A 25,001-nucleotide genomic window follows, 5' to 3' on the forward strand; every position below is an offset into this window, starting at 1 on the left:
ACATGTAGTACAAACATTGGCAAAAAAAATCCCCTAATATGGGGATTTCTCTTTTAAAAATAGAGATTTTCTTAAAAAGTTTGTACCTAAGTAATTTAGGATTCGGATGCTTCCATAAAATCATATGGGGTGATATTTTCCATTCCGATCATTGGATCGATTTGATTGATTTTACCTTCATACAATAAATCAAATGACTTCTCTTTTGTCATTTCCATCGTCTCGTCTGGTTGATATACATCAGCAAATGCCTCTTTGATCTTTTCTTTTAAGGTTGTTTGCCGGTTTAGTTCATCATTTCGGCTGACACCTAATTCCATTGCTTCCAGTTCTCCACATAGAATCAAAAATTGTTTACTTCTAGTTATTCCGGTGTAAATTAAATTTCTTCTTAACATGCGATAATAACTTTTAACAACGGGCATGATGACGATTGGAAACTCACTGCCTTGCGATTTATGGACAGAACAGCAATATGCCAGCGTAATTTGATTTAAATCCTGTCTCGTGTAGGTTGCTTCTATTCCATCAAACGAAACAATAACCATGTCTTGCTTTTCCGTATTTTCCTTCGCATAAAAAATCGATACAATCTCACCCATATCACCATTAAAAACATTGCTTTCTGGCTGATTGACGAGTTGAAGGACTTTATCACCGATACGGTATGTAACCTCTCCAAATTTCAGCTCTTTTCTGGTGCCATCGGGATTAGGATTTAATATTTCTTGTAAGATAGCATTTAAGCGGTCAATTCCTGCTGGTCCTCTATACATCGGGGCCAATACTTGAATATCCATTGGCGCGAAGCCTTTGTTTTTCGCATTCAAAACAATTTTTTCAATTGCCTGCGGAATTTGACTGGAAGAGCACTTTATAAAAGACCGATCCCCTTGGGGCACAAGAAGATTAGCCGGCAGCTGGCCTTTTTTCATTTCATGTGCCAGCTCGATTATCGATGATCCTTCGGCTTGTCGATAAATATCTTTCAACTTAACCGTAGGAATACATGCTGAATCAAGCAGATCTTTTAATACTTGGCCCGGCCCTACTGATGGCAGCTGGTCTTCATCTCCGACAATAATTACTTGAATATGTTCAGGCAAAGCCTTAAATAATTGATGGGCTAGCCAAATATCAACCATCGATGTTTCATCGACGATGAGGATTTTCCCCTCCAAAGGATGATCCTCATCCCGTTCAAATGTTCCAGTGCCATTCCAGCCCAACAATCGATGAATAGTAACTGCTGGTAAACCTGTCGATTCCGCCATTCGTTTAGCCGCTCGGCCAGTTGGCGCCGCAAGAATAAACGGATAGGGTTCATCGTTTTTATAATCATTAGGATCTAAAGAACAACCGTGCAATTCACCATATAATTCAACAATTCCCTTTATGACAGTTGTTTTCCCCGTTCCGGGACCACCTGTCAATATTAGCATCGGGGACATAAGCGCTGTTTGAATCGCCTCTCGTTGAGAGGGAGCATATTGAACACCGATACGGTCCTCTAAGTTTCCTAACGCCAGCAGAAATTCCGATTCTGGAAATTGGTCTTTATATTCAGATTGCTCCATTACTCGCTTTATATTTCGTACAAGTCCTTTTTCTGAAAAAAACAAAGAAGGTAAATATATTTTTTTATCCTCAACTATAATTTTTCCTTCTTCCTCTAGCTGAATAACCTGATCTGCTATTTGCGAAAATTCTATCTCCTCTTTTTGATTTTCTTCAAGCAGCGCTTTTACTTTTTCTAGTAAAAATTCCGCATGGAGATAGACATGGCCTTCCTGATTACTGCTCAGCTCTAAAATATACAAACAGCCAGCCTTTAATCGATCTGGATGATTCCCAGTAATTCCAATCTGAGATCCAAGGTCATCTGCTTTTCCAAAACCGATTCCTTCAATATCCTCCACTAATTTATATGGATTTGTCTGGACTATTTCTAGCGTATTTTCTTTATATACCTGATAAATTTTCATCGACAATTGCGGACCAAACCCATATTGATTTAGTGAAACCATCGCTTGCTCTAACCCTTGATTTTTCATTAATGTATCATAGAGGATTTTCGCTTTATCTGATGCAAGTTTGGGCACTGTCTCTAAAATCGATGGCTGATTCATGATTTTAGAGATTGCTTCTTCTCCTAAAGTATCCACAATATTCTCTGCTGTTTTTTCCCCAATCCCTTTAAATAAGTTGCTCGATAAATAAGCAATAACCCCTTGCTTTGTTTGTGGCATTTCTTTTCGAAAGGAAGTCGCCTGCAGCTGTAAACCGAATCTTGGATGCTCTTTAAAATCACCAAAGTAAGTATACGTCTCTTCTTCGTTCATCTTTGGTAAATAGCCAGTAATTACCGCTTCTTTATCGTCATAATCATGATTCGTTTCATCAACTCGTATTCTTATCACGGAGTAAAGATTCTGTTCATTGTGAAAAATGGTAACAAGATGCCGTCCCTTTACATACTTTTTTTCATTTTCAAAAAGATCCAAAGAGTTCTGCTCGTTCAACTGAATTCCTCCTTTCTTCCTTTATATTTCATGTCTCTTTCCCTTACTTTTCTTCGATAATTTGCTTTCCGTAACCAGCAAGAAGATGATCTGGCTGAATTTCCAGCGCCTTATTGAACATTTCAACTGCTTTCGCTGTTTTTTCTTTAAAACCATAGGCAACCCCTAAATTGTAATAAGCATCTGCATGAGTGACATCTAATGCTATACAGGATTGAAATTGTGTGATTGCTTCTTCAATATATTCATTCTGTGCCAAACAGAGCCCTAGCTGAAAGAATGCCTCCGCATCTTGACTATTAAGTTCCACTGCTCTTTGAAAATAAGGAATTGCCAGTTTCCCTTTATCTAATCCAACATAAGTAAGTCCAAGCATAAAGAAATTATCACTTGTTTCGAGGCCCTTTTCTAATGCTAGTTCAAACATATTCTTTGCGGATTCTAAATTTTCTTTTTCATAATAAACGGTCCCTGCACTATAATAGGCTGCTGCCGTTGTATCATCTATTTCAATCGCCTTTTGGTAGAAAGATAATGCCCTTGTATCATCTCCTAAAGCTGATAAAACATTGCCAAAATTAACATAAGAAACAGCATTGTTCGGATTCTTCTCAATCTCTTCCATAAAAAACTTTGCTGCTTCTTCCCATTTACCTTCTTGCATATATTGTATTCCTAATTGACTATTATCCATCTTAAAACACTCCATTTCTTATTGGTAGTATAGCATATTTTCTAATCAAAAAATGAGAAAAGCAACTAGCAAATCCTCTTATTACAGGAGAATTGCCAGCTGCTTTTTGCCATATGTAAAAACTGTCGACTAATTAATGTTAGTCGACAGTTCATCCTTAACCTACATATGTTAATCTTTCATTATCACGGAACACTTTATCAATCGTTCCTCCGCCTAAGCATTCTTCTCCTTGATAGAATACAACTGCTTGTCCTGGCGTTACCGCACGAATTGGTTCGTGGAAGATAACTTTGACTGTATTTTCATCGATAACCTCTACCGTCACTTTATTATCTGGTTGACGGTAACGGAATTTAGCTGTGCATTCAAATGATGTACCAATGCGATCTTTTGATACCCAGCTAACATTGGTCGCAATAATGCTGTCAGAATAAAGCAATTCGTGGTGGAAGCCTTGTCCAACATATAAGACATTTCGTTTTAAATCTTTGCCTATAACAAACCAAGGTTCTCCACTTCCGCCGATGCCAAGACCATGTCTTTGACCGATTGTATAATACATAAGTCCATCATGACGGCCAATTACTTCTCCATTCATTGTTTCCATATTTCCTTTTTGCGCAGGAAGATATCCGCTTAAGAATTCTTTGAAATTACGCTCTCCAATGAAACAGATACCTGTGCTGTCTTTTTTGGTTGCCGTTGCTAGATTTGCTTTAGCAGCAAGTTCGCGAACCTTTGATTTTTCCATACCGCCAATAGGGAACATTACTTTGCTTAATTGTTCTTCTGTTAGTTGATTTAAAAAATATGTTTGGTCTTTATTATCATCTTTCCCTCTAAGCATGCGCACTTGACCATCTTCTCTGACTACTTGTGCATAGTGCCCTGTTGCAAGATAATCAGCTCCAAGACTCATTGCATGCTCTAAGAAAGCTTTAAATTTAATTTCTTTATTACACATTACATCGGGATTAGGTGTTCTCCCCGCTTTATATTCATCAAGAAAATAAGTGAACACTTTATCCCAGTATTGTTTTTCAAAGTTCACCGCATAATAAGGAATCTCTAACTGATTGCAGACACGAATGACATCTTCATAATCCTCTGTTGCAGTGCAGACACCGAATTCGTCTGTATCGTCCCAGTTTTTCATGAATATACCGATAACATCATAGCCTTGTTCTTTTAAAAGTAGTGCAGCAACTGATGAGTCAACTCCACCAGACATTCCTACTACTACACGGGTATCTTTTGGTGCTTTTTCCATTTTCCATTTCCCCCTTAGCCCTTCCCTTTACATGGAAGGGAAGGTTATCATTTTGTCAGACGGTTAATGATTTTGACTAACTCATGACCGACCTTTTCTATTTGTTGTTCCGTATTATTTAATCCAAAGCTAAATCGAATGGAATTTTTTGTTCTTTCCGATTCTTTGCCAAACATGCTTACTAACACATGAGAAGGTTCGATTGATCCAGCAGTACATGCAGAACCACTAGAAGCAGCAATACCCGCTAAGTCAAGATTAACTAACATTGCTTCCACATTTGTACCGGGAAAGCTTAAGTTTAAAACATGTGGCAAGGTATTATCAACTAATCCGTTTTGCTTAAAAGAAATATTATTATCTTTTAAGATACCTGTAAGGATTTCTTTATATTTTTTAAACTGCTCTCTCTTTTGCAATCTATTTTGTTGAGAAATTTCTACTGCTAGCTGAAAGCCTGCTAAAGAAGGAACGTTCTCAGTGCCAGCTCTTCTTTTTTTCTCTTGTTCTCCACCAAATAATTGAGGATTTAGTTTAATGCCGTTTTTAACATATAAAAACCCTATTCCTTTAGGACCATTAATCTTATGAGAAGAAACAGATAAAAGGTCGATGTGCTGTTCTTTTACATCAATATCTTCTAAACCGTAGGCTTGTACCGCATCTGTATGGAAGACAGCAGGATGATTTTTTAACAATAAGCCAATTTCTTTTATCGGTTGAATCGCACCCACTTCATTATTGCCATACATAATCGTAACAAGAATTGTATCTTCTCTTAATGCTGATTTGAATTCATTCAAATCTATTAGTCCGTATTCATTTACAGAAAGATAAGTAACCTCGTAGCCCTTTTTCTCTAATTCTTGGCAAGCATGTAATACGGCATGGTGTTCAATTTCCGTTGTGATAATATGTTTTCCTTTTGCTTCTTTTCCTTCTGCAATTCCAAAGATAGCGTAATTATCTGCCTCTGTACCACCGCTAGTAAAAATAATTTCATTTTCGTGAGCACCTATACTAGAAGCAGCTACTGCTCTAGCCTTATCCAATATATTTCTTGCCTGTCTTCCATAGGCATGAATACTTGAAGGATTGCCAAATTGATCTTTCATGACTTCATACATTCTATCGATTACTTTTGGATGCATGGGTGAAGTTGCCGCATGATCCACATAAATATGTTCCAAGTTATTCACCTACAATTAATTAGTTGTAATCATTTCAGTTTTCTATTTTTGCCCAATACTTAAAAAAAATCATACAAAGAGCTTTCTACACACTTGATTGCTATTATACGGAAACAGCCATCATTTTTCTAAAATGCAGCTTCTTAAATATAAAACATATAACCATCTGTGCTATCATCTTCTTGATGGTTAGCTAGGTCTTCAATTGTGGTTGAATCTAATACATCTTTTACGGCATCTCTGATTTTCATCCATAGAGCTTTCTTGGCTGGTTCTTCATCTTCGATTCCCTCGACAGGGCTAATAGGCCCTTCTAATATACGAATAATGTCTCCAGCGGTAATTTTATTAGGTTCATCGCCTAATACATATCCACCATACGCTCCACGAATACTGCGCACATAACCAGCATTACGCAATGGAGCAACTAATTGTTCCAAATAATGCTCTGATAAATTATTGGTTTGAGCAATTGATTTTAATGAAATCGGTCCCTCTCCGTGCTTCTTTGCTAATTCCATCATAATAGTTAATCCATATCTTCCTTTAGTAGATATCTTCATTATTTTGCCTCCCGCTCCATATTATGTTGGTGAATATTATTCACCGTTCTTTTATTTCGGTCCAATATATAGTTCGTCCATTTAGTACACTGTGGGATACTCCATCCCGCAACTCTTCCTATTAAAGCAGCATAGATAATCGTTCCCCATGATACAGGTCCACCAAGTATCCATCCTACTATTAAAACAATTGCCTCCATCAATAATCTCGTTCTTGCAATACTCCCGCCAAATTTTTCTGATAAGACTATCATAAGACTATCTCTCGGTCCTGCACCAAGTTTCGCAGAAATATAGAATCCCATTCCATAGCCCATTATAATCAATCCAATTAAAAACATAATCCATTTTTGATAAAGGGTCGCAGGGGTATTCATAAAGGGAAGAAGTAGAAAAATATCAATAAATACTCCTACTAACACCATATTTAATAAAGCACCAAAAGGAGGAAGTTTTTTTGAAAGGATGGCAGCTATCAATAGGATTAAAAAACCAACTATTATTGCCCAGCTGCCGATGGTCAGACCAAACTGAATATGCAATCCAATATTCAAGACATCCCATGGGGCTGAACCTAAATTTGCTGTAATAACTAACACAATGCCTAATGACATAATCAAAAGCCCTATTATAAAAATAAAAAGTCGTTGAACTGGTTTATCTTGGCCTATTAATGATTTCATCTGGTGCCCCTTTTGCTTTCCCTATCGTAAGTGTTTTTTCTGTATAATTGCCATTAAGCATTATAGCATAATTACTTTTATAATTGTTGCAGTAAAGACCTGATATTCATTCTTTATCCAGTATAATTAGTTTATATCCTATCTATTCAATAGGATATCATATTTTTTCGTTTTCGCTAAACTTGCTTTTTTTATTGCTGTATATAGAAGCATCTCTAGATTAAAAAGAAGGAATTCCTCCTTTAGCAAAAGAAGAAATCCCTTCAATCTATTGTTTTTCTTCCATTAATTTGACTGTCGATAAAGCCATAATTTTTATCCCATGCAGTAGGCTTTCTAACTGAAAATACATGTCCGGATGATGTAATCCGGGCTGTAAATCTGTGCCTAAGCCAATCATCGTTGTTTGCAGTTGTTCCTTTACTTTCGCATAATAATGAAAATCTTCTCCACCAGGTGTTACTGGAGGCTTTACAAGCCCTTTCTCTCCTAGTATTTCTTTAATACTCTTAGCTACTATTTCTTCCATCGATTTATTTGGTCTTGCGGCTGGCATGTCGGATAGTAGTTCTAATTCTACTCGAGCTCCATTCGCTTCACCTGCAAGTTTCACTTGGCTTTCAAGTCTGGAAATCAATTGTTCCATCGCTTCATTGGTTTGGGCACGAACATCAATGCCAAACTCCGCATAATCGGGAATAATATTAAAATTCTTTCCTCCCGCCTGGGCAAAAGTCATTTTCGCGGAGGCAGGTATAATCGGATTTAGTGGAATAGAACGAATAGCCATATTAATAGCTGTAAGACTGTCGATAACATTTATCCCTAAATGCGGTCTTGCGGCATGTGACTGCATTCCATACAGTTTTCCTTTAAAGCTTGCCGCTGCTCCATGGTAAATTGCAGGAGAACATTCTCCAAATTTCATTTCTTGAATTGGTCGTACATGTAAGCCTAATAAATAATCAACATCATCTAAAAGCCCTTTATTAATAAAGGAAATTGCACCTGCACCAGTCTCTTCAGCTGGCTGGAACAGGCACTTAATTCTCCCCTTTGGTTCTTGGCCTAATTCCTTCAGACATCTTAAAGTAAAAAGCAAAATCGTCGTGTGTGCATCATGACCACATGAATGATTGGCCTTCCATTCTCCCTTCACTTGCTGCCATAACGCATCCATATCTGCTCGAAGCCCTATAACAGGATTATTTTCTTTCCCCCATACCCCAACGATCCCAGTTTGATCATCGAATAATTGATAGGGAATAGATAATTTCTCCAATTCATTTTTTATAAATTTCGTCGTTTCAACTTCTTCCCAGCTTATTTCTGCATTATTATGAAGAAACTGGTACATAGCTATTATCTGTTCCTTTTTCCTGTCTACCCAGCTGTCTATTTGTTCGTGCATTTTCCCCCTCCTCGTATATGTAATTCGTAATTCAAATGGCTTCATTCATTCTCTTTGTTTAAGCTTACAATATAATAATTCACTGGTTCATTTGTCTTTTGAAAGCTGTGAATGATATATCCCCTTACAAACAATTTGGTAAAGACATTTCTATGCATCATACGCCACGTTTCGGCTGCAGCAAAATCTATTTCTTTTATTGTATGTATATCTTTAGGAACAGGAACCTTATAGGTATTCGCTTTTATGGATAGGACATCAAAAGATAAAGGAATAGGGATTTCTCCCCTTGTTTCCCAAGTAACAAGGGAGTGAATTTGCTCCCCTTCCGGATGACGATTATCCGATCGTTTCCCAATGTCCCACTCTAACAATAACCTGTCTGAAGGAAGACCGCCGTTTAATTCATCCTCCATGTCTCCATAATGATTAGAATAATATGTTTTCACTACCCCTCCTAGTTTCGCTATATTTAGATTGGCATTCCGTGATTCTAGCGGGTCAAAAGTCCAGATAATTTTCGTATAGCCACGTTCCAAGGCCATTTCCTTTTGTTTTTCTTTCATTTTAAAGCCCAAACCAGCATTTCTATCCTCTTCCTTCACTGCCATCATATGGGACACTAAATAGATTTCCTTTTGATGAAAACCAGGGAAACTGTAGCAAAAGCCTACTAGTTCCTCTTTCAAAAAAGCCCCTATAATTATTCCTCCATTTTGAATGGAGGCAACTAAAAATGGAAATGGAGTAGTATTCGTCCTGCCCCAAATTGAATTTTGAAGGGAAACTACCAGTTGGATTTCAGCTTTTTCGGTTACTTCTCTTATTATATAAGGATCCACTGTCTTTGTTCCCCCTTATTAAATAAATGGATTAGCATATACCTTCTTAGAAATTAAATGTTGATTAATCACTGTTTCGTTTAAGTCGAACCCAATGCCGGCTCCTTTTGGTACTTCTATTTTTCCTGGCGTAGACAATGTGACTTCTGGACAAATAATATCTTTTTTCCAGTATCGATTCGATGCAGATGTATCCCCAGCAATAGTAAATGCCGGAAGGGAGGTTATCGCGATATTATGCGCTCTTCCGATTCCGCCTTCCAGCATGCCGCCGCACCATACAGGAATATCGTGTTTTTTACATACATCATGTATTTTCTTTGCTTCCGTCAAACCGCCGACACGGCCAATTTTAATATTTATTATCTTACAGCTTCCTAATTCAATCGCTTTTCGAGCATCTTCTACAGAATGAATACTTTCATCCAAACATATAGGTGTTGCGAGCTCACTTTGCAAAATAGAATGGTCAATAATATCATCATATGCTAATGGCTGTTCAATCATCATCAACTTAAGTGGATCTAATTCTTTGATTCGCTCAATATCTGCTAATGTATAGGCAGAATTCGCATCTGCCATTAGCGGGATGTCATAGCCAAAGGTTTGTCTTATTTTTGCTAAAGGCTCTAAGTCATAGCCAGGTTTAATTTTCACTTTTATCTTTTTATAGCCCTCGTTCAAAAAGCGTTCCACTTTTGTTAAAAGCATATCAGTAGTTGGTTCGATTCCAATACTTACCCCTACATCAATCGACGTTTGAACACCTCCAAGCGCTTTTGAAAGAGAAATACCTTGCTGCTTACTATATAAATCCCATATTGCTCCTTCTAAAGCAGCTTTTGCCATATTATTTCTTCTGATTGGAGCGAATCTTTTTGTAACTTCATCTGGATGCGTTATCTCGTCTTTTAACAAGAGGGGAATCAAAAACTCGTTTAGCATATAGATAACAGTTCCAGTTGTTTCCTCACTATAAGTAGGATCAGGTAAAGCGACAGACTCTCCATACCCAATGTGCTCTCCACTATATATTTTAATGATAAGAAAATCCTTTTCTAACAGTTCGCCAAAACTTGTCTTAAACGGACTAACCAGGGGCATTTTTACATGTTGGACTTCGATTTTATCAATTTTCACCATTTCACGTCCTTCTCGTCTAGTATCATTCTTCTATTTTAATAGTAATTTGGATTATTGGTAGAAATTTATTTAAAAAATCGAAATATCTACTAAAAATTTTTTAACATAAATGAAGTGGGACAAACAAAATATATAATAAATTAAGTCGAACAATCTCTAATTTAGTAGCGAAACCAACTCGTTCCATCATTTTTTTTAAAGAATATATAATTATTAGGAAATACAAAGCAGCTTGAATACACGGAGACTCCTATGGGAGATTCGAGAAATCCCAAGCCCTGCTGGAAGCTTGGCACTCGCCCCATGGAAAGCGAAGTGTATTCAGGCTGCGGAACCTTTTTTCTAAAATTAATAAAACCCCGAACAATTATACGAACTTTTCTTAGTATGTACGTATAATTACGCGGGGTTATTTGGTTGAGAATTCTTATGTTTTAGCCATTTTATTGATAACATATTTTCCTGGTGTTATTCCTTCATGCTGCTTAAAAATCCTAATAAAAGTATTCACATTTTTACAGCCAACCATTTCGCCAACCTCGGATACCATATATTTACCTGATTCCAATAAAATTTTTGATTTTTCTACCTTTAATTGATTTACATAATTTTTAAACGAGGATTTTAAATGATCTTTAATCAACTTGCTAACATAGGATTCACTTAATTGAAAATGATCTGCTACTTCCCCTAAAGATAGATCGCTTGTGTAATTTTCTTGAATATAACGAAGAACATTTTCTACAGTGGAAAGTTTAATGGAATGTTTTTCTTCTAAAAGTAACATTAACTCATTGAATATATCGATGAAGGTGTTCTTTAGTATCTCGATATCTGTACTGTTTAAATGAAAGAATAGAGCTTTATTATCCTTTAAAAAATCGCTAAAAGACAGATTACATTTATTCAAGATTCTCTTTATCGTATTGATGAGAGCATTTCGAAAATCATAAATATTATAGATATCCATGCTTTCTTCTCTAAAATTTGTTTCAACTATCTCATTTATCAACTTCTTGGCATACTTCAGCTCTCTTTTCTGCATAAAATTTATTAAAATGCTTTCCGTTTCTACACTATAGGAATAATCCTTCCCAGATGATAATGAAATATGGTTGCTGCATAGAGATTTTGTATCAATAAAAGAATATTTCTGTTCCATAAGTTGAAAGGAAGTTTTAAATATTTTTGGTAATTCTATTAACGATGAAAAGGCTTGCGAGAGGGTAAAAACGATTTCTACTCCTAATTCTTGCTCTATCCTCCCAATCATTCGATGTAAAACATCTAATATTAGGTGCTGATTTTTTTCTGCAAAAAACAAACAAAAATGTTTATAATCAATGGGAAAAGAAATAAATTTTTGATTGGTTTCTTTTTCATTAAATAAAGCTAATACTTTTTTTCTTAATGTTAAAATATTCCCTTCACTTAAATTGGATTCCCATTCAGAAATCCCCTGCATGGATATAATCACAAGAATTCCACCTTGACAGAATGGATCTAATTGGAGGAGTTTCAACCTTCTCTCCATATTCTGCTTATCATAATTTTCATAAATAATGTTTTTGAGAAAGTTTTCTTGCAAATCAACTAATGAGCTTTGTTGGAGCTGTACTAAGTTTTGATTGGTTTTATTGATAGTATGAATTTTAGAGATAATATAATCCAACTCATTTTTTATATAACTGTCCGAACTATTCTTTTCCTCTCCACTTTTAATATTTTTGATAATTTCTTCAATGGGTGAATAAGATTTTCTGCTTAAGGTGGTAGTTAGAACAAAACCTAACAAAAGGAGCACAAACAAAATTACTCCGATACTTGTAAGGGTATGAATGGGTAATCCAATTCCTGTATGTACATTCGTTATATATAAATAATGAATAGTTGGTATCGCATTGGAACGTTTTTGATAGCCATTGTATTGATTAACCGAACGATAAACAATTTGATTTTCATGGGTTTTTTTCACCGGTAAAAAACTAGCAAGTACGTTTTCTCCCTTTATGGTAGTAGAGGCTAAGGCAGACTTATTAACAATCGCAAGAATACTATTCGTATCTGGTAAATTGCTCGTTAATAAGTCCTTTTTCTCCCACACAATGAAAAAATAAAGATATTGCTTTTCCTGCTGATAATAGATTTTATTGACAATAACCAGTTTATCTTTGGCGTCATAACACTGTAAATCATTGTTTCCTTTTGAATCCATAAAAGCTTCTAATTCTGTGAAATTTTCATCCATGTGAATAAATTTCATATAGTCTTTAAACAAAAAATAACCATCTGAACTAGTTACATCTGTCCCATAATCTTTTAAAACAGCAAGATTAAAACCTAACTGATCATTTGAAAAATGATTGCCTGTTAACTCATTAAACAATTTACTATATATACTATAATTAAACTGATTTTCCTTTAAAAATTCTGCAATAACATCTTGCTGGGATAACAGCTTGACTACATTTAAGGAAACATCTAGGCGATAGTCAATTATATTACTTTCTCTTTCCAAAAACATTTCATTTAATTTATTTATTTCTAGCCGATTTTGGGAATATTCTTGCGAGATTGTCACAAATAAAATAATAGAAGTATAGATAATGATAACCACGGAGAATGATAGAAATAATTTCTTAAAAATAGTTTTCCGAAACATAATATCCCCCTCTTTTTGTTATTATTCCAATTATATTTTCTAAGTTATAATAAAAAACAATATTTAGAAGAGGTATGTAAACTTATGGTATAAAGATGATTAATAGGTGGGAATAAGCCTTCCACCTATTAACCGCTAAAAAAAAATGATTAGCTTTATACAATACGTATTGTTTTTATTTCATAGGGACTTAACTCCAATGTAATATTTCCCTCTATATCCACAGGAGGTTCCATGTCTTTCTCCAGCAAATTTGTTTCATTCCATTGTCGACAATCAAATAATGGTTCTAAAGTTAGCACTCTATTACTTCCTAGGTGGTCATGCACTCGTAATATAATCCCTTGACCATTTTCCGCCGCTTTAACAGCATCGATGTATACGCTTTCTTCTGTATGCCATTTAAATAGTCTCCGATTCACTTGATTCCCTTTTAGTACAGATAATGGCTGATTTAGAGCCCAAGCTTCTTCAACCGTTCTTCCATCTACGAAATCTCCTGTATGTGGTAGAAGACTATACGTAAATTCATGCATTCCTATATCAGCTGATGGGTCTGGATATATTCCCCCTTTTAATAAGGTAATTCTCATTGTTTGGTCTTTTATATCATGCCCGTACTTACAGTCATTAAGTATACTGACTCCATAATCCCTTTGTGAATAGTCCACCCACTGGTGTGCTACTGTCTCGAATTTCGCCAGATCCCAGCTGGTATTCCAATGTGTAGGTCGCTGAACATTACCATATTGTATATCATACGTTGCAACAGTATTGCGAATATCGACATCAAATCCTGCTTTCAGTAATTGTTCCCTTTCTTTCCAATCTGCCTTTGTAATAAAATCTATTCGACGTGAATGTTTATAAACCTGCATATATTGAATAATTCTCGAAGTACCAAATGAATAAACAAATTCAACCTTTGCGTATAGGTTGTTTTGTTCTTTAATGGTAATCGATTCTGCGGCTAACTCGTTATACTTTTCTTGATAAAATATGTCGATATCCCATGCATTAAAGTTCATTGGTTTATCTTCAAATAATTGAAGCCTGTTCCCAAAGCCATTTTCTTTAAGTACTTCGCGATGATACTGTTTATCATAAATGCTAATTAACTGTCCTTTCTCATTCCAGCGAATTAGATAATTATTCGTATCTATACCGCTTTCTACTGCTTTTATAAAAGGAGCTTCCACTCTTTTTACTTCCATCGGCTCAAATTTCAGAATACAAGTTCCGAAAGCTGGAATAGTCGGTGTCTGGACAAGATATCCTTCTTCACACGGCACTGCTTCCAATTCTTCTCCAGAATCCGTTAAAAATTTGCCAGATTCCTTTTTTTCAATTATTACCAATTCCTTTCTTACCCAGCCGGCCGAGTTAAAGACAGTCCATTGATTTATTGCTGCATCATCTAACCGTGCTAAGAGTTGGGTAGAGCTTTCCATCGCTTCTTCTATCTCTACCTTATGATCTTGATAAACTTCTTTTATAGATGAACCAGGAATAATATCATGAAATTGGTTACGCAATAACACTTCCCATATATTCGTTATTTCTTCCTTTGGATAATGAATTCCTTTTGAGACTTGTACAGCTGAATACAAAATTTCTAGTTCTCTTAAAGTTAACTCTAATCTGCGATTCATTTTTTTGACAAAGGCTTGAGATGTATAGGTTCCTCGATGATATTCTAAATATAATTCCCCATCCCATGTATGAACGTAATTATCTGCAGAATCAATAGTGTCATGAAGCTGTTGAAAAAATTCATCCGCACGCCCTGTTTTCACATGTGGAAGACCCGGGATTTTATCCATACGACGGCGATTTTCTAACATATCTCTTGTGACTCCACCGCCACCGTCTCCATACCCATACGATATAAGCAGTTGTTTATTTACATCTTTATTCCGATAAGCTTTATAGCTGCCTAACACTGTTTCTGGTTCCAACTGTCCATTATAAGTATAAAACCAGCGAGATGCCCATTGATTATCTACTAAGTCTTTTCCTGGTTCTGGTGTAGTAATAAAATGGGTTAACACCTCTGATCCATCTATCCCCCGCCAGACAAAAGTATCATGTGGCATCCGGTTGTATTGATTCCAGCTTATTTTTGTCGTCATAAATGTATCTATCCCACTCTTTTTTAAAATCTGAGGCAATGCCCATGAATAACCAAAAACATCTGGCAGCCATAGATAGTGGACATCTTTATGGAATTCTTTTTTTATAAATTGTGTTCCATGGAGAATTTGCCGAGTTAGTGATTCGCCAGATGGTATATTACAATCAGCTTCCAGCCACATAGCACCATCTATTTCCCAACGGCCCTCTTTTATTCTATTTTTTATTTGTTCATAAATCTCCGGATAATCTTCTTTTATATATTGATAGAGTTGGGGCTGAGTTTGTAAAAAGATATAGTCTGGATATTGCTTCATTAACTGTAGAACAGTCGAAAAACTACGTGCGGCTTTCTCTCTTGTATGCTTCAGTCTCCATAACCAAGCGACATCAATATGGGTATGACCAATCGCGGTGATTGTCACTAACTCGCGCTTTTCTAAAGCGTCTATTCCTTTTTGCAAATTATCATTAGCTAACTTTATACTTTTATAAAAAGCAGGACTCCCTGGATAGGACCAGTCGATATATTTCATGGTTTTTTCTAATAAAGGCAAAAGTTCATATCGTTTTGGGTCATCCTCCTTTAATTGTTTAATCGTTTTTAAAATACAATCTGCGGTAAAATATAAATCATCACATTCTTCATTTAAAATTGCATATTCAGCCATCTTAAATGTATGTGATTGGATTTGCTCAGGTCCACCACCTTCCAATCCGGACCATAATTTCAAGGAAAGTGTTACTTCCTTTCCGTAATAACCAGGGTCAAGAAAGACTTCTTTATGATTAGAGTCAACGCCTTGGTATGGTTGGTCGTCCACAAAAAGCAAGGATTCAAATCCGGAGTTATAGCCGCCACCTGTTCGACCAAAGTCCAATAGTAAGACTATTCTTCCATCTGATTTAGGAACTTTAAACGTTGTTTGAATCCATAAATAATAGTCCCTTCCTTCCCAAATATCGCCTAACGAAAAGTCTTGCCACTCAGTCGAAATACTAGGTGGATATTTCTCTGCTCCTTTTATGCTTTCTTTTGCTTTCCAATTGTTAAGACTTTGTCTTTCCATGTATCGGTAAGGATTTAATTCTTTCATTCTAGCTTCTAATTTTTCGATTGTATAAAACATAGCACCCTATCCTTTCGTAGCTCCACCTAAACTGAAGCCCTTTGACATAAAATTTTGTGAAATTGTATACAAAATAACGACAGGCAATGTATACATTACCGAAAATGCTGCCAATCTGCCGTAATTAACCATTCCAAAGTTTCCGAAAAATTGAAAGATCGTTACAGAAGCCGGCAGCTTTTCTGGACTTTGAATGAGGATATAAGGAACAAAATAATTTCCCCAGCTGCCTGTAAAAGTAAAGATAGCAACTGTGAATATTCCGGGAAGCATTAAGGGAGCAACAATTTTTTTTATTCCTTGAAAGATAGATGCTCCATCGACCCAGGCTGATTCTTCTAAATCCAAGGGAATAGAATCCATAAAATTCTTCATCATCCAAATACCATATGGCAAGGAAGAAGCTGTTAAAAAAAGCGTCATCGCTATCAAGGAATCTTGAAATTTCAAATAAAGAAATAACTGAAACACCGGTACAATAACGGCTGTCATTGGTAAGGAAGTCATGAACAAAATGGTCATCATAAAACTATTTTTATATTTTAATGTATACCTAGACAATGGATAAGCAGCCAGCACACATAAAATCACAACCAACAATGCCTGTGAAGTCGATATTCCTATTCCAATAAAAAACGAACGCAAAATCGCAGCTTCAGATAATATTGACTTAAAGTTGTCTAAGGTTATCTTTTCTGGCATCTTCAGTGCCTGAATTGCCCCTGGATCCACTGATGCAAATAGCATCCATAATAACGGCAGCAAAAACAAAATTGCCAGAATAGACAGGATTAAATAATGAATAAGTTTTTCCACTCTATATCCTTTTTGAACCAACTCACTTCACCTACACTTTCACTTTCAAGGTTTTCATATATATGAAGCTGGCAATTGCACCCAATACTAATAACACAAAGGAAATCGCTGTCCCATAGCCTAACTGATAACTGACAAATGCCTGTTTATACATAAATACAGGAAGCGTTGCTGTACTTACACCTGGACCTCCTCCAGTCATTGTATAAATTAAAGCAAATACTCCAAGTGTTTGCAGCGTAACTAACATCATATTTGTGGCGATTGTTCCTTTTACCATAGGGATGGTGATATAGCGAATAACCTGAAATCGACTGGCACCATCCATAATGGCTGCTTCTTCCACATCTTTTGGAATATCGTCTAAAGCTGCTTGAAATACCATCATGGAGAAAGCAGTTCCTCTCCACATATTCGCAATCACAACACTCACCATTGGGAAAGTAAATAGCCAGGCAATCGGTTTAATATCAAAAAGACTCAACAGCCAATTAGCAGTTCCGCTTTCACCAAGAAATGCCACCCAGCAAAATGCTACCACAACTTCTGGAGTTACCCAGGCGGCAATTATGATTAAACCAACAATTCTTCTAAATGTTTTATTTTTCTCTTTCATTAAAAAGGCGATCAAAAAGCCAAAGAAACATTGTCCGAGCACCGCTGAGAAAAAAACAAAAACAATTGTATTCCACACACTGACACGGAAGTCGGGATCTTGAAACATCCGGGTAAAGTTTTCAAATCCTACAAACCTTAGCTGACTAGCTTCTGCACCAGTCAGAGCTAAGTTTGTAAATGAAAAAAGTAATGTTAATAGCATCGGCCCAATGAAAAATATCAATAATAAAAGCCAGGTCGGAGCGAGAAAAATAGCTGCCTTAACATGATCCGACTGTCCTTTTCGTTTCGGCTTTTTTCCTAATACTGCTTCCAATTTCATCCCACCTTTAAAAAGGTTATCACTATAACAACAGGTGATGACCATACAAGGAATGGGAGTAAATTTCCCTGCTGGTCAAGTGTTCAGCCTTTTGTACAGTTATTTAACTACGTTTTCTTCGCCGACAATCCTGATTACATTGTTTGCATAATCCTCGGCAGCTTGTTTTGGTGTCTTGCTACCAGTTGCGACTGCCTCCACCATCGTTTGTATTTCTACGGAAACATTCGGATATTTGTCATTAGCAGGACGGAAATGAGCATTCTTCAAATACTCCGTTGCTTCCGAAATGAAATTTTGTTCTTTATAGGCGGGAACTTCCGCTGAATCATCACGTACTGTTAAGTTTCCTTCTGCAACAGCGCGAGCTGCCTGCTGTTCTTTCCCACCTAAAGCTTGGATAACCTTCCATGAAGCATCTGGATTTTTTGCTTTAGATGGAATTGCCCATGTCCATCCTCCAGACATAGTCGTAGTGCCAGGCTCTTGTCCATTTTGAGTCGGCATGGCCGCAAAACCAAATCGTTCCGTGACATTATCCATTGGAACTGCTCCTGTTTCTGTATAATTACCTGTATTCCAAAATCCATCTAATATAATTCCTGCTTCATCATTTGGGAACTTTTCTTGGAATAAAACGGAACTATAGTTGCTGTTAATGGCAATAGATAGAGGCGGTCCTAATTTTTTCTGATTATATACTAGATCAATAAATTGTAAGGATTCTTCTATTCCTTTTGTATTCACATGCCATTTCTTTGTATCAGCATCAAATAACACATCGTCTGTCCCGTAGAGCAGCATTTCAAAAGTCTGCATCGATACGGATTCCCCGTTTGCTTTAGCTACTCCCATAGAAAGAGGAATAACATCCTTAGCTGAATCTTTTATTTTTTCAGCAGCTTCTATAATCTCATCCCAGTTTTTAGGCTGCCAGTCTTCCGGCAGACCAGCTTTTTTGAAAACATTTTTGTTATACCATAACCCGCGAGAATCAGATGTTCCTGGAATGGCATATAATTTCCCATCTTCTCCAATCGAACCTGACTTTAAATTTTCTGTATAATATTGCCATTGATCCCAATCACGCACATAATCATCAAGTGGTAAGAGATAGCCTGCATTCGCATCTGAATTTAACATAAAGGAGTCTTCTGCAACCACATCAGGTGCTGTACTTTCTGATTGCATCGATAAAGCCACTTTAGAAAAATAATCCCCCTCACTAGCTGTAATCGGCGATAAAACTATTTTTATGTCTGGGTTTTCTTTTTCAAATTCTGGGATAAACGTGTTTGTTAAATATTTTTTTAATTTATCATGCTCTCCTACATCTCTCCATGTAATTTTAATCTGGGTTTTTCCATCAACCTTCCCATCATCAGATGTTGAATTACTTTCGCTTGAACAACCAATTAATAAAAACGGAATACATAAAAGAAGCAAAAATACTTTTTTAATCGACTTTTTCATTTTTTCAACCCCTTGTTTTTAATTATTCGTTAGTGAAATAACTGCTCACTAAAATGTAAGCACTTTCAATTTAATCTTTAGACGCCTCTTTTTCAATCTATAAAATAAAGGAAAGTCAGTATTTTTCTTAGATAATTGAAAAAATGAAGATTATAACAAAAAATATAGATTGGCGGAAACGATATTTATCTGCCATCTCTTAAAAATGTTTGTTTAGAAATTTTAAAAAAACCTTAAAAAAGAAGCCTAGTTAAATGACTGCCTTACCATTCGTGCGTGTCATTTAACTAGACTCCATTATATAAGTCTATGCTTATTTATTTTTTTTAAATCCTTTAAGCTTATCATATATTGCCCCCAGCTTCTTCTCCTCACCAGCTTCAGTTGGATGATAATACTGAGTTCCTTTAAGTTTTTCCGGGAAATATTCTTGATCAACCCATCCACCAAACGTTCCAATTGGATAGTCATGCGGATAAATATACCCAACATGTCCTAACTTCTTGCTTCCTTCATAATGACCATCCCTTAAATGCATAGGGATATCCCCGACTCTGCCATTGCGGACATCTGCTATGGCGGCATCTAATGCTTTATAGGCTGCGTTCGATTTAGAGGATAAACACATTTCCACTACCGCTACAGATAAAGGAATTCGCGCTTCTGGTAAACCAAGTCGCTCACTCGCCGTCACTGCTGCTAAAACATTATTGCCGACAGATGTATTGGCAAGGCCAACATCTTCATAGGCAATGACTAACAATCTCCTATTTACGGCAACTAAATCTCCTGTTTCTAATAAATGAGCGAGATAATATAAGGCGGCATCTACATCACTACCTCGGATACTTTTCTGCAGACTAGATAATAAATTATAGAAATGCGAGCCTTTTTTATCCCCAAAAACACCGACCTTTTCAATCATTTGGTCAATGGTATCATCCTTGATAATAAAAACGTCGTCCTCTTTATCAGATGAATAGACAATAGACTCTAGAAGAGTTAATGATTTTCTTGCATCTCCATTAGTGCCTTTTGCAATTTTTGCAATTTGTTCCTTTGAAATTTGAATGGACAGATTCGCAAGCCCTTTTTCATCTTGTAATGCTCGATGCAATAATTCTTCAATATCATCATCCGTTAATCTTTTTAACTGCTTGATTTGTCCACATCTACTGCGAATCGCAGGATTTACATCATGGTAGGGATTTTCCGTCGTAGCACCTATTAAAACAATATCCCCTCTCTCCACATGAGGAAGTAAATAATCCTGCTGCGCTTTATTAAAACGATGAATTTCATCTAAAAAAAGAATGACTTTCCCTGTCAATCTTGCTTCATCCACTACCGCTTCCACATCCTTCTTTCCTGATGTAGTCGCATTTAGTGCAATAAAAGGTAATTTTGTTGTACCAGCAATAGCAAAGGCAATCGAGGTTTTCCCAATGCCAGGCTCTCCATACAATAACATCGATGGAACATGACCATTTTTAATCATTTTATATAAACTGGTTGTTTTTCCGATAATATCCTTTTGCCCGACTACTTCATCAAGATTCGTCGGGCGCATTCGATAAGCAAGTGGTTCCCCGTTCATTTATACACCTTCTTGTTTAACTTCTTACATCCATTATAACGTAAAGATAGGAAAGAAGAAAAATAGAATGAAGTCCATAAAAGACCTCATTCTATGATTACGCCGCAACATCTCTCTTCCTAAACACCCAAAAAGCTAAGCCGATGAATACGACAAAATAAATAACGAGCATAGTAATCGAGAAAGACAAAGTCATGCCGCTCACTAAAGGAGTTCCTTCCAAATATTGCGTTAAATCAGTGTTGGCAAATAATAAATATTTCGCCCAATCAAACCAGTTCGCTAATAATAAAGTGACTGTATTACCCATAAACATTAAGAAAATCGATATCCCAATTGCGAGTGAACTATTCCGAAAAACGGAAGAAATCATAAATGCCATTGTAGTGAGCATAAATAAACTGATCGAATTTAATCCATAATAGCTTATTAAATGCATGAGAATGCTTTGTTCCTTCACTACCCCATTGGAATAAAATAAATATGGATACACTTCTTTCGGCAGTCCAAACAGAATGGCACCTAATATAAAAGAAAAGGCAAAGATGATAAAAATAGTTAAAAACCCGAAAAGTAATACCGTTAAATATTTTGATAATAGAATCTTTATTCTGCTTAATGGACGAATAAGGAGAAGTTTTATCGTTCCCCAATTAAACTCGTTTGCTACGATTCCAGCTGCAATAATAATTGTAAATAAGCCTGCAAGACTAAGAAGTTGGATACTATCAGCAACAAAATCCCATGCAGAGTATTCTACATTTGTACTAAAATTATGTGTAATTCTATACTCGTTTATAGCTATTTCTTTTGTATAATAATTCCTTGTTTCTTCAGGAAGGTGTTCATCTTCCAGCTGTTCATTATAGCGCTTATTTTCTAATTCAAGTCCATGTTTCCAGTTCTCATTATCAGGGACAGAAAATCCACTTGATTGATATTTATTAAAAGCACCAAGCAATAAAACAGCAATTAATAAGAGCACGATCATTACTAATGTTGCTGGACGTTTCCATATCTTCATCCATTCATTTCTTATTAGCTGCATTAATTCAGATCCTCCCTGTGGTTAGTCAATTCTAAAAATCGATCTTCTAATGTTTTCGATACTTCTTTTATGCCAAAAATCTGAACGTCCTGTAAAGCAAGTGCTTTTATTATTCCAGGTATTTGTTCTTTTGTTACCGTAATATGAATTCCCTGCTCTTTTGGCATAACTTGCACTTCCGGCATCATTCCATGTATATGACTTATGGCTTTATCAACAGGATGAAGCTCCATTTCAAATACTTGCTCTACTGCTACAAAGTCCTTTACTAACTGGACATCGACCAGTTTACCTTCTTGAATAATGCCGATGCGATCACACATCATTTCCATCTCTGATAACAAGTGACTAGAAACAATAACTGCCATGTTTCTCTCTCTAGCTAGCATTCTTAAATGGTCTCTTATCTCTCTTATCCCTGCAGGATCTAATCCATTCGTTGGCTCATCTAAGATTAATACTTTAGGATCATGCAAAAGGCTTTGCGCAAGGCCTAAACGTTGTCGCATTCCAAGTGAATAAGTGCGAACTTTATCATGAATTCGATCTTTTAAACCAACTAATTCAACTGTCTCCATTATTTTTTGCTTTGATATACCTTTCACCATTCGAGCATAGTGCAGAAGATTTTCATACCCACTCAAAAATTTGTACATTTCCGGGTTCTCTACAATGGCTCCAACATGCTGGATTGCTTTCTCAAACTGATCGCGAACACTCTCCTTGCAAATTATGATATCCCCATCACTCATATTAATGAGACCAACAATCATCCGGATCGTTGTTGTTTTCCCTGCACCATTTGGACCAAGAAAACCAAATACTTCTCCTGCTTCTACTTGGAAACTCAACGAATCAATTATTTTTCTTCCTTTGATTATTTTTGAGACATTTTTTAATTCCACTACGGATGTCACTATTTTTTACCAGCCTTTCATTTGTTTATATTTGCCTTCATCCACTCGATAATGGATTGACCTTTTTCTTCCCTTAAATCCTCTACTGAAAGATTGGCGATTACATTCCCATTATTTAAAACAACTATATTATCTAAAATGGATTCAACCTCTACTATCTCATGTGTTGCTATCACAACGGTCTGTTTTTCAAAATCAATATAGTTTAATAATCCTTTAACGATTGATTCCCGCACCAGTGGATCTAAACCTGAAAAAGGTTCATCGAGTAATAAAATTGGCGCTGACCGAGCTAAACAAAGAACAAGCTTCAGTCTTCCTCTGTTTCCCTTCGAAAGATTCTTTATTTTTTTATGTTGCTCTAACTGCATAAATTCTAGTAATTCTTGCGCTTTGCCAAGCTGAAAATCATGAAACTGCGAGGCTGTAAATCGTATCATTTCTTGAATAGTAAAAGATTCATAAAAACGGTCTAGCTCCGTTAAATATGAAACATCCTCTGCAATTCTACGCGTAGCATTTTTTCCATTGACTAACACCTTGCCATTAGTCGGCTGGACAAGACCAGCAATCATTTTCAACGTGGTTGATTTTCCACTTCCATTTGTACCAAGAAGACCATAAATTTTTCCCTCTTCTAAGGTTAAATTTACATTTTCCACTGCATACTCTCTACCATATCTTTTGGTTACATTGCGAAATTGTATCATTTACTTTTCACCCTTCTTCTCTTGAAGATAGATTTCTAATAACTGAACCATTTCTTCTTTTTTGATTCCTAGCTCTTGCATATTACGAATAAACTGTTCCAGTAAATCATGTTGAAGCTTTGTTCTTAGCTCCTCTATAATATCTTCTGATTCGGTTATAAATGTACCCTGACCTCTTCTCGTTTCCACAATCTTCATCCTTTCCAATTCACCGTACGTCCGTTGAATCGTATTTGGATTTACTCCAGATGCAATAGCCATTTCTCGAACAGATGGCAACTTATCTCCTGGCATCCGTTCATAGCGTGCAATTTGCTGTGTAATTTTTTCTACGATCTGCATGTAAATTGGTCTGGATGATTCAAATTCATCTGCCATGGTAATCTACACCTCCACTTTCTTTTCCAATAACCAAGAAGCTATTAGAAATAAGCAGAAGAGTGTTAGAATATATCCGCATAATGAAAAAATAGATATCTCTGTTGTTTCTATAGAAGCCTTAAAAAAATCCCGACGTGCTTCAAAAGCAAGTGTATTGTCTACAGAAATAACTGATTTCCTTTTAAGAGCATCAATAACCGGGATTCTATTAAACCAGTAGACAGCAATATTCCAAATATTCCAAAGAAGGATTAAAACGACCCAGCGTATTTTATTCAACCATACGATTTTTTTCATGCTGTGATAAAGTGTCCATGAGAAAAAGACCCAGCTGCTGAGGTATATGGATATTCCTAATAGGATTAAACACATAAAAAATAAATTTGTTTGATTGAAAGCTAGTTTCAATTCTCCAACATACATACTAATCACTGCCACACTAAACATTAAAAACAATGATATTATCGAATACAGGATTCCTGTAATCCATTTTGATAAAAGAAGTTTTATGCTGCTGTTTGGATTATGAAGCCATAATTGTGTTTTCCCTTCTATATTCAAAGAAGTTAATAAAAAAGATGGAAGATAAAACACATGCGCAAAACAGAAAGTGATGGCAAAAATTGCGACCAACATAATTGTTTTGTAATAACTAGATAGTACAATAGACGTTATCAATCCCAAACTGACAATAATAATACTCGTGTACAGAAAAGGAAGACCAAGCTTTAAATCTTTTTTTAATAGCCCATTAAACGAATTCACTTAAACCACCTCATTGTATTAGTGTATTATCTACATAGTACACTAATACTCCGATACTAGTCAATAGGCTTCGGCTCTTTTTCTCACCATTTAGATGAACGAAAAGTC

20 protein-coding genes are annotated in these 25,001 nt (G+C 36.0%); all 20 read right to left on the reverse strand.

Annotated elements, in window-relative coordinates; translation table 11 throughout:
* Nucleotides 1-95: 95 nt before the first annotated feature.
* Nucleotides 96-2,522: an SF1B family DNA helicase RecD2 gene (recD2, locus tag BCI01S_RS19325; protein ID WP_061800776.1), complete on the reverse strand. Its 2,427-nt coding sequence runs from the start codon at nt 2,520-2,522 to the stop codon at nt 96-98.
* 43 nt (nt 2,523-2,565) lie between these two features.
* Nucleotides 2,566-3,216 carry a tetratricopeptide repeat protein gene (locus BCI01S_RS19330; RefSeq protein WP_061800778.1) on the reverse strand — a complete coding sequence of 217 codons (651 nt, stop codon included), beginning with the start codon at nt 3,214-3,216 and terminating at the stop codon, nt 2,566-2,568.
* A gap of 157 nt (nt 3,217-3,373) precedes the next feature.
* The gene (gene mnmA, locus BCI01S_RS19335) at nt 3,374-4,489 is read right to left on the reverse strand and encodes a tRNA 2-thiouridine(34) synthase MnmA (protein ID WP_061800780.1); all 1,116 of its coding nucleotides are present in this window, start codon (nt 4,487-4,489) and stop codon (nt 3,374-3,376) included.
* A 47-nt stretch (nt 4,490-4,536) separates the two neighbouring features.
* On the reverse strand, nt 4,537-5,679 hold the full coding sequence (locus tag BCI01S_RS19340) for a cysteine desulfurase family protein (RefSeq protein WP_047944331.1): 1,143 nt from the start codon (nt 5,677-5,679) through the stop codon (nt 4,537-4,539).
* 143 nt (nt 5,680-5,822) lie between these two features.
* Nucleotides 5,823-6,242, reverse strand: coding sequence for a cysteine metabolism transcriptional regulator CymR (cymR, locus tag BCI01S_RS19345; protein ID WP_047944330.1), 420 nt, complete (start codon nt 6,240-6,242; stop codon nt 5,823-5,825).
* Nucleotides 6,242-6,925 carry a YczE/YyaS/YitT family protein gene (locus BCI01S_RS19350; RefSeq protein WP_047944329.1) on the reverse strand — a complete coding sequence of 228 codons (684 nt, stop codon included), beginning with the start codon at nt 6,923-6,925 and terminating at the stop codon, nt 6,242-6,244. The genes cymR and BCI01S_RS19350 overlap by 1 nt, the downstream gene beginning before the upstream one ends.
* Nucleotides 6,926-7,193: 268 nt before the next feature.
* On the reverse strand, nt 7,194-8,336 hold the full coding sequence (locus BCI01S_RS19355) for a M20 peptidase aminoacylase family protein (RefSeq protein WP_061800782.1): 1,143 nt from the start codon (nt 8,334-8,336) through the stop codon (nt 7,194-7,196).
* Between the two features lie 41 nt (nt 8,337-8,377).
* Nucleotides 8,378-9,178: a GNAT family N-acetyltransferase gene (locus BCI01S_RS19360; protein ID WP_061800786.1), complete on the reverse strand. Its 801-nt coding sequence runs from the start codon at nt 9,176-9,178 to the stop codon at nt 8,378-8,380.
* Nucleotides 9,179-9,196: 18 nt separating this feature from the next.
* Entirely contained in the window at nt 9,197-10,318 is a 1,122-nt protein-coding gene (gene menC / locus BCI01S_RS19365; RefSeq protein ID WP_047944342.1) for an o-succinylbenzoate synthase, read from the reverse strand.
* Between the two features lie 430 nt (nt 10,319-10,748).
* Nucleotides 10,749-12,983 carry a helix-turn-helix transcriptional regulator gene (locus tag BCI01S_RS19370; protein WP_061800789.1) on the reverse strand — a complete coding sequence of 745 codons (2,235 nt, stop codon included), beginning with the start codon at nt 12,981-12,983 and terminating at the stop codon, nt 10,749-10,751.
* Between the two features lie 155 nt (nt 12,984-13,138).
* Nucleotides 13,139-16,246, reverse strand: coding sequence for an alpha-mannosidase (locus tag BCI01S_RS19375; RefSeq protein ID WP_061800792.1), 3,108 nt, complete (start codon nt 16,244-16,246; stop codon nt 13,139-13,141).
* A 6-nt stretch (nt 16,247-16,252) separates the two neighbouring features.
* A complete protein-coding gene (locus tag BCI01S_RS19380; protein ID WP_047944325.1) occupies nt 16,253-17,083 on the reverse strand; it encodes a carbohydrate ABC transporter permease in 831 nt (276 codons plus the stop codon).
* A gap of 10 nt (nt 17,084-17,093) precedes the next feature.
* Nucleotides 17,094-17,996, reverse strand: a complete 903-nt coding sequence (locus BCI01S_RS19385; RefSeq protein WP_201781404.1) for a carbohydrate ABC transporter permease — start codon at nt 17,994-17,996, stop codon at nt 17,094-17,096.
* A 105-nt stretch (nt 17,997-18,101) separates the two neighbouring features.
* Nucleotides 18,102-19,475, reverse strand: a complete 1,374-nt coding sequence (locus BCI01S_RS19390) for an extracellular solute-binding protein (protein WP_061800795.1) — start codon at nt 19,473-19,475, stop codon at nt 18,102-18,104.
* Nucleotides 19,476-19,788: 313 nt separating this feature from the next.
* Nucleotides 19,789-21,072, reverse strand: coding sequence for a replication-associated recombination protein A (locus tag BCI01S_RS19395; protein ID WP_061800797.1), 1,284 nt, complete (start codon nt 21,070-21,072; stop codon nt 19,789-19,791).
* Between the two features lie 97 nt (nt 21,073-21,169).
* On the reverse strand, nt 21,170-22,120 hold the full coding sequence (locus BCI01S_RS19400; RefSeq protein WP_047944320.1) for an ABC transporter permease: 951 nt from the start codon (nt 22,118-22,120) through the stop codon (nt 21,170-21,172).
* Complete coding sequence (locus BCI01S_RS19405; protein ID WP_047944319.1) at nt 22,120-23,037, reverse strand: ABC transporter ATP-binding protein; 918 nt, start codon at nt 23,035-23,037, stop codon at nt 22,120-22,122. The genes BCI01S_RS19400 and BCI01S_RS19405 overlap by 1 nt, the downstream gene beginning before the upstream one ends.
* 17 nt (nt 23,038-23,054) lie before the next feature.
* Nucleotides 23,055-23,747 carry an ABC transporter ATP-binding protein gene (locus BCI01S_RS19410; protein WP_047944318.1) on the reverse strand — a complete coding sequence of 231 codons (693 nt, stop codon included), beginning with the start codon at nt 23,745-23,747 and terminating at the stop codon, nt 23,055-23,057.
* Nucleotides 23,748-24,125 carry a GntR family transcriptional regulator gene (locus BCI01S_RS19415; protein WP_047944317.1) on the reverse strand — a complete coding sequence of 126 codons (378 nt, stop codon included), beginning with the start codon at nt 24,123-24,125 and terminating at the stop codon, nt 23,748-23,750. It abuts the gene before it with no gap.
* Nucleotides 24,126-24,131: 6 nt separating this feature from the next.
* Nucleotides 24,132-24,893 (reverse strand): hypothetical protein, encoded by a 762-nt coding sequence (locus BCI01S_RS19420; protein ID WP_061800798.1) that lies wholly within the window; start codon nt 24,891-24,893, stop codon nt 24,132-24,134.
* Nucleotides 24,894-25,001 lie beyond the last annotated feature (108 nt).

Source organism: Niallia circulans NBRC 13626 (assembly GCF_001591585.1).
GTDB lineage: Bacteria > Bacillota > Bacilli > Bacillales > Cytobacillaceae > Niallia > Niallia circulans.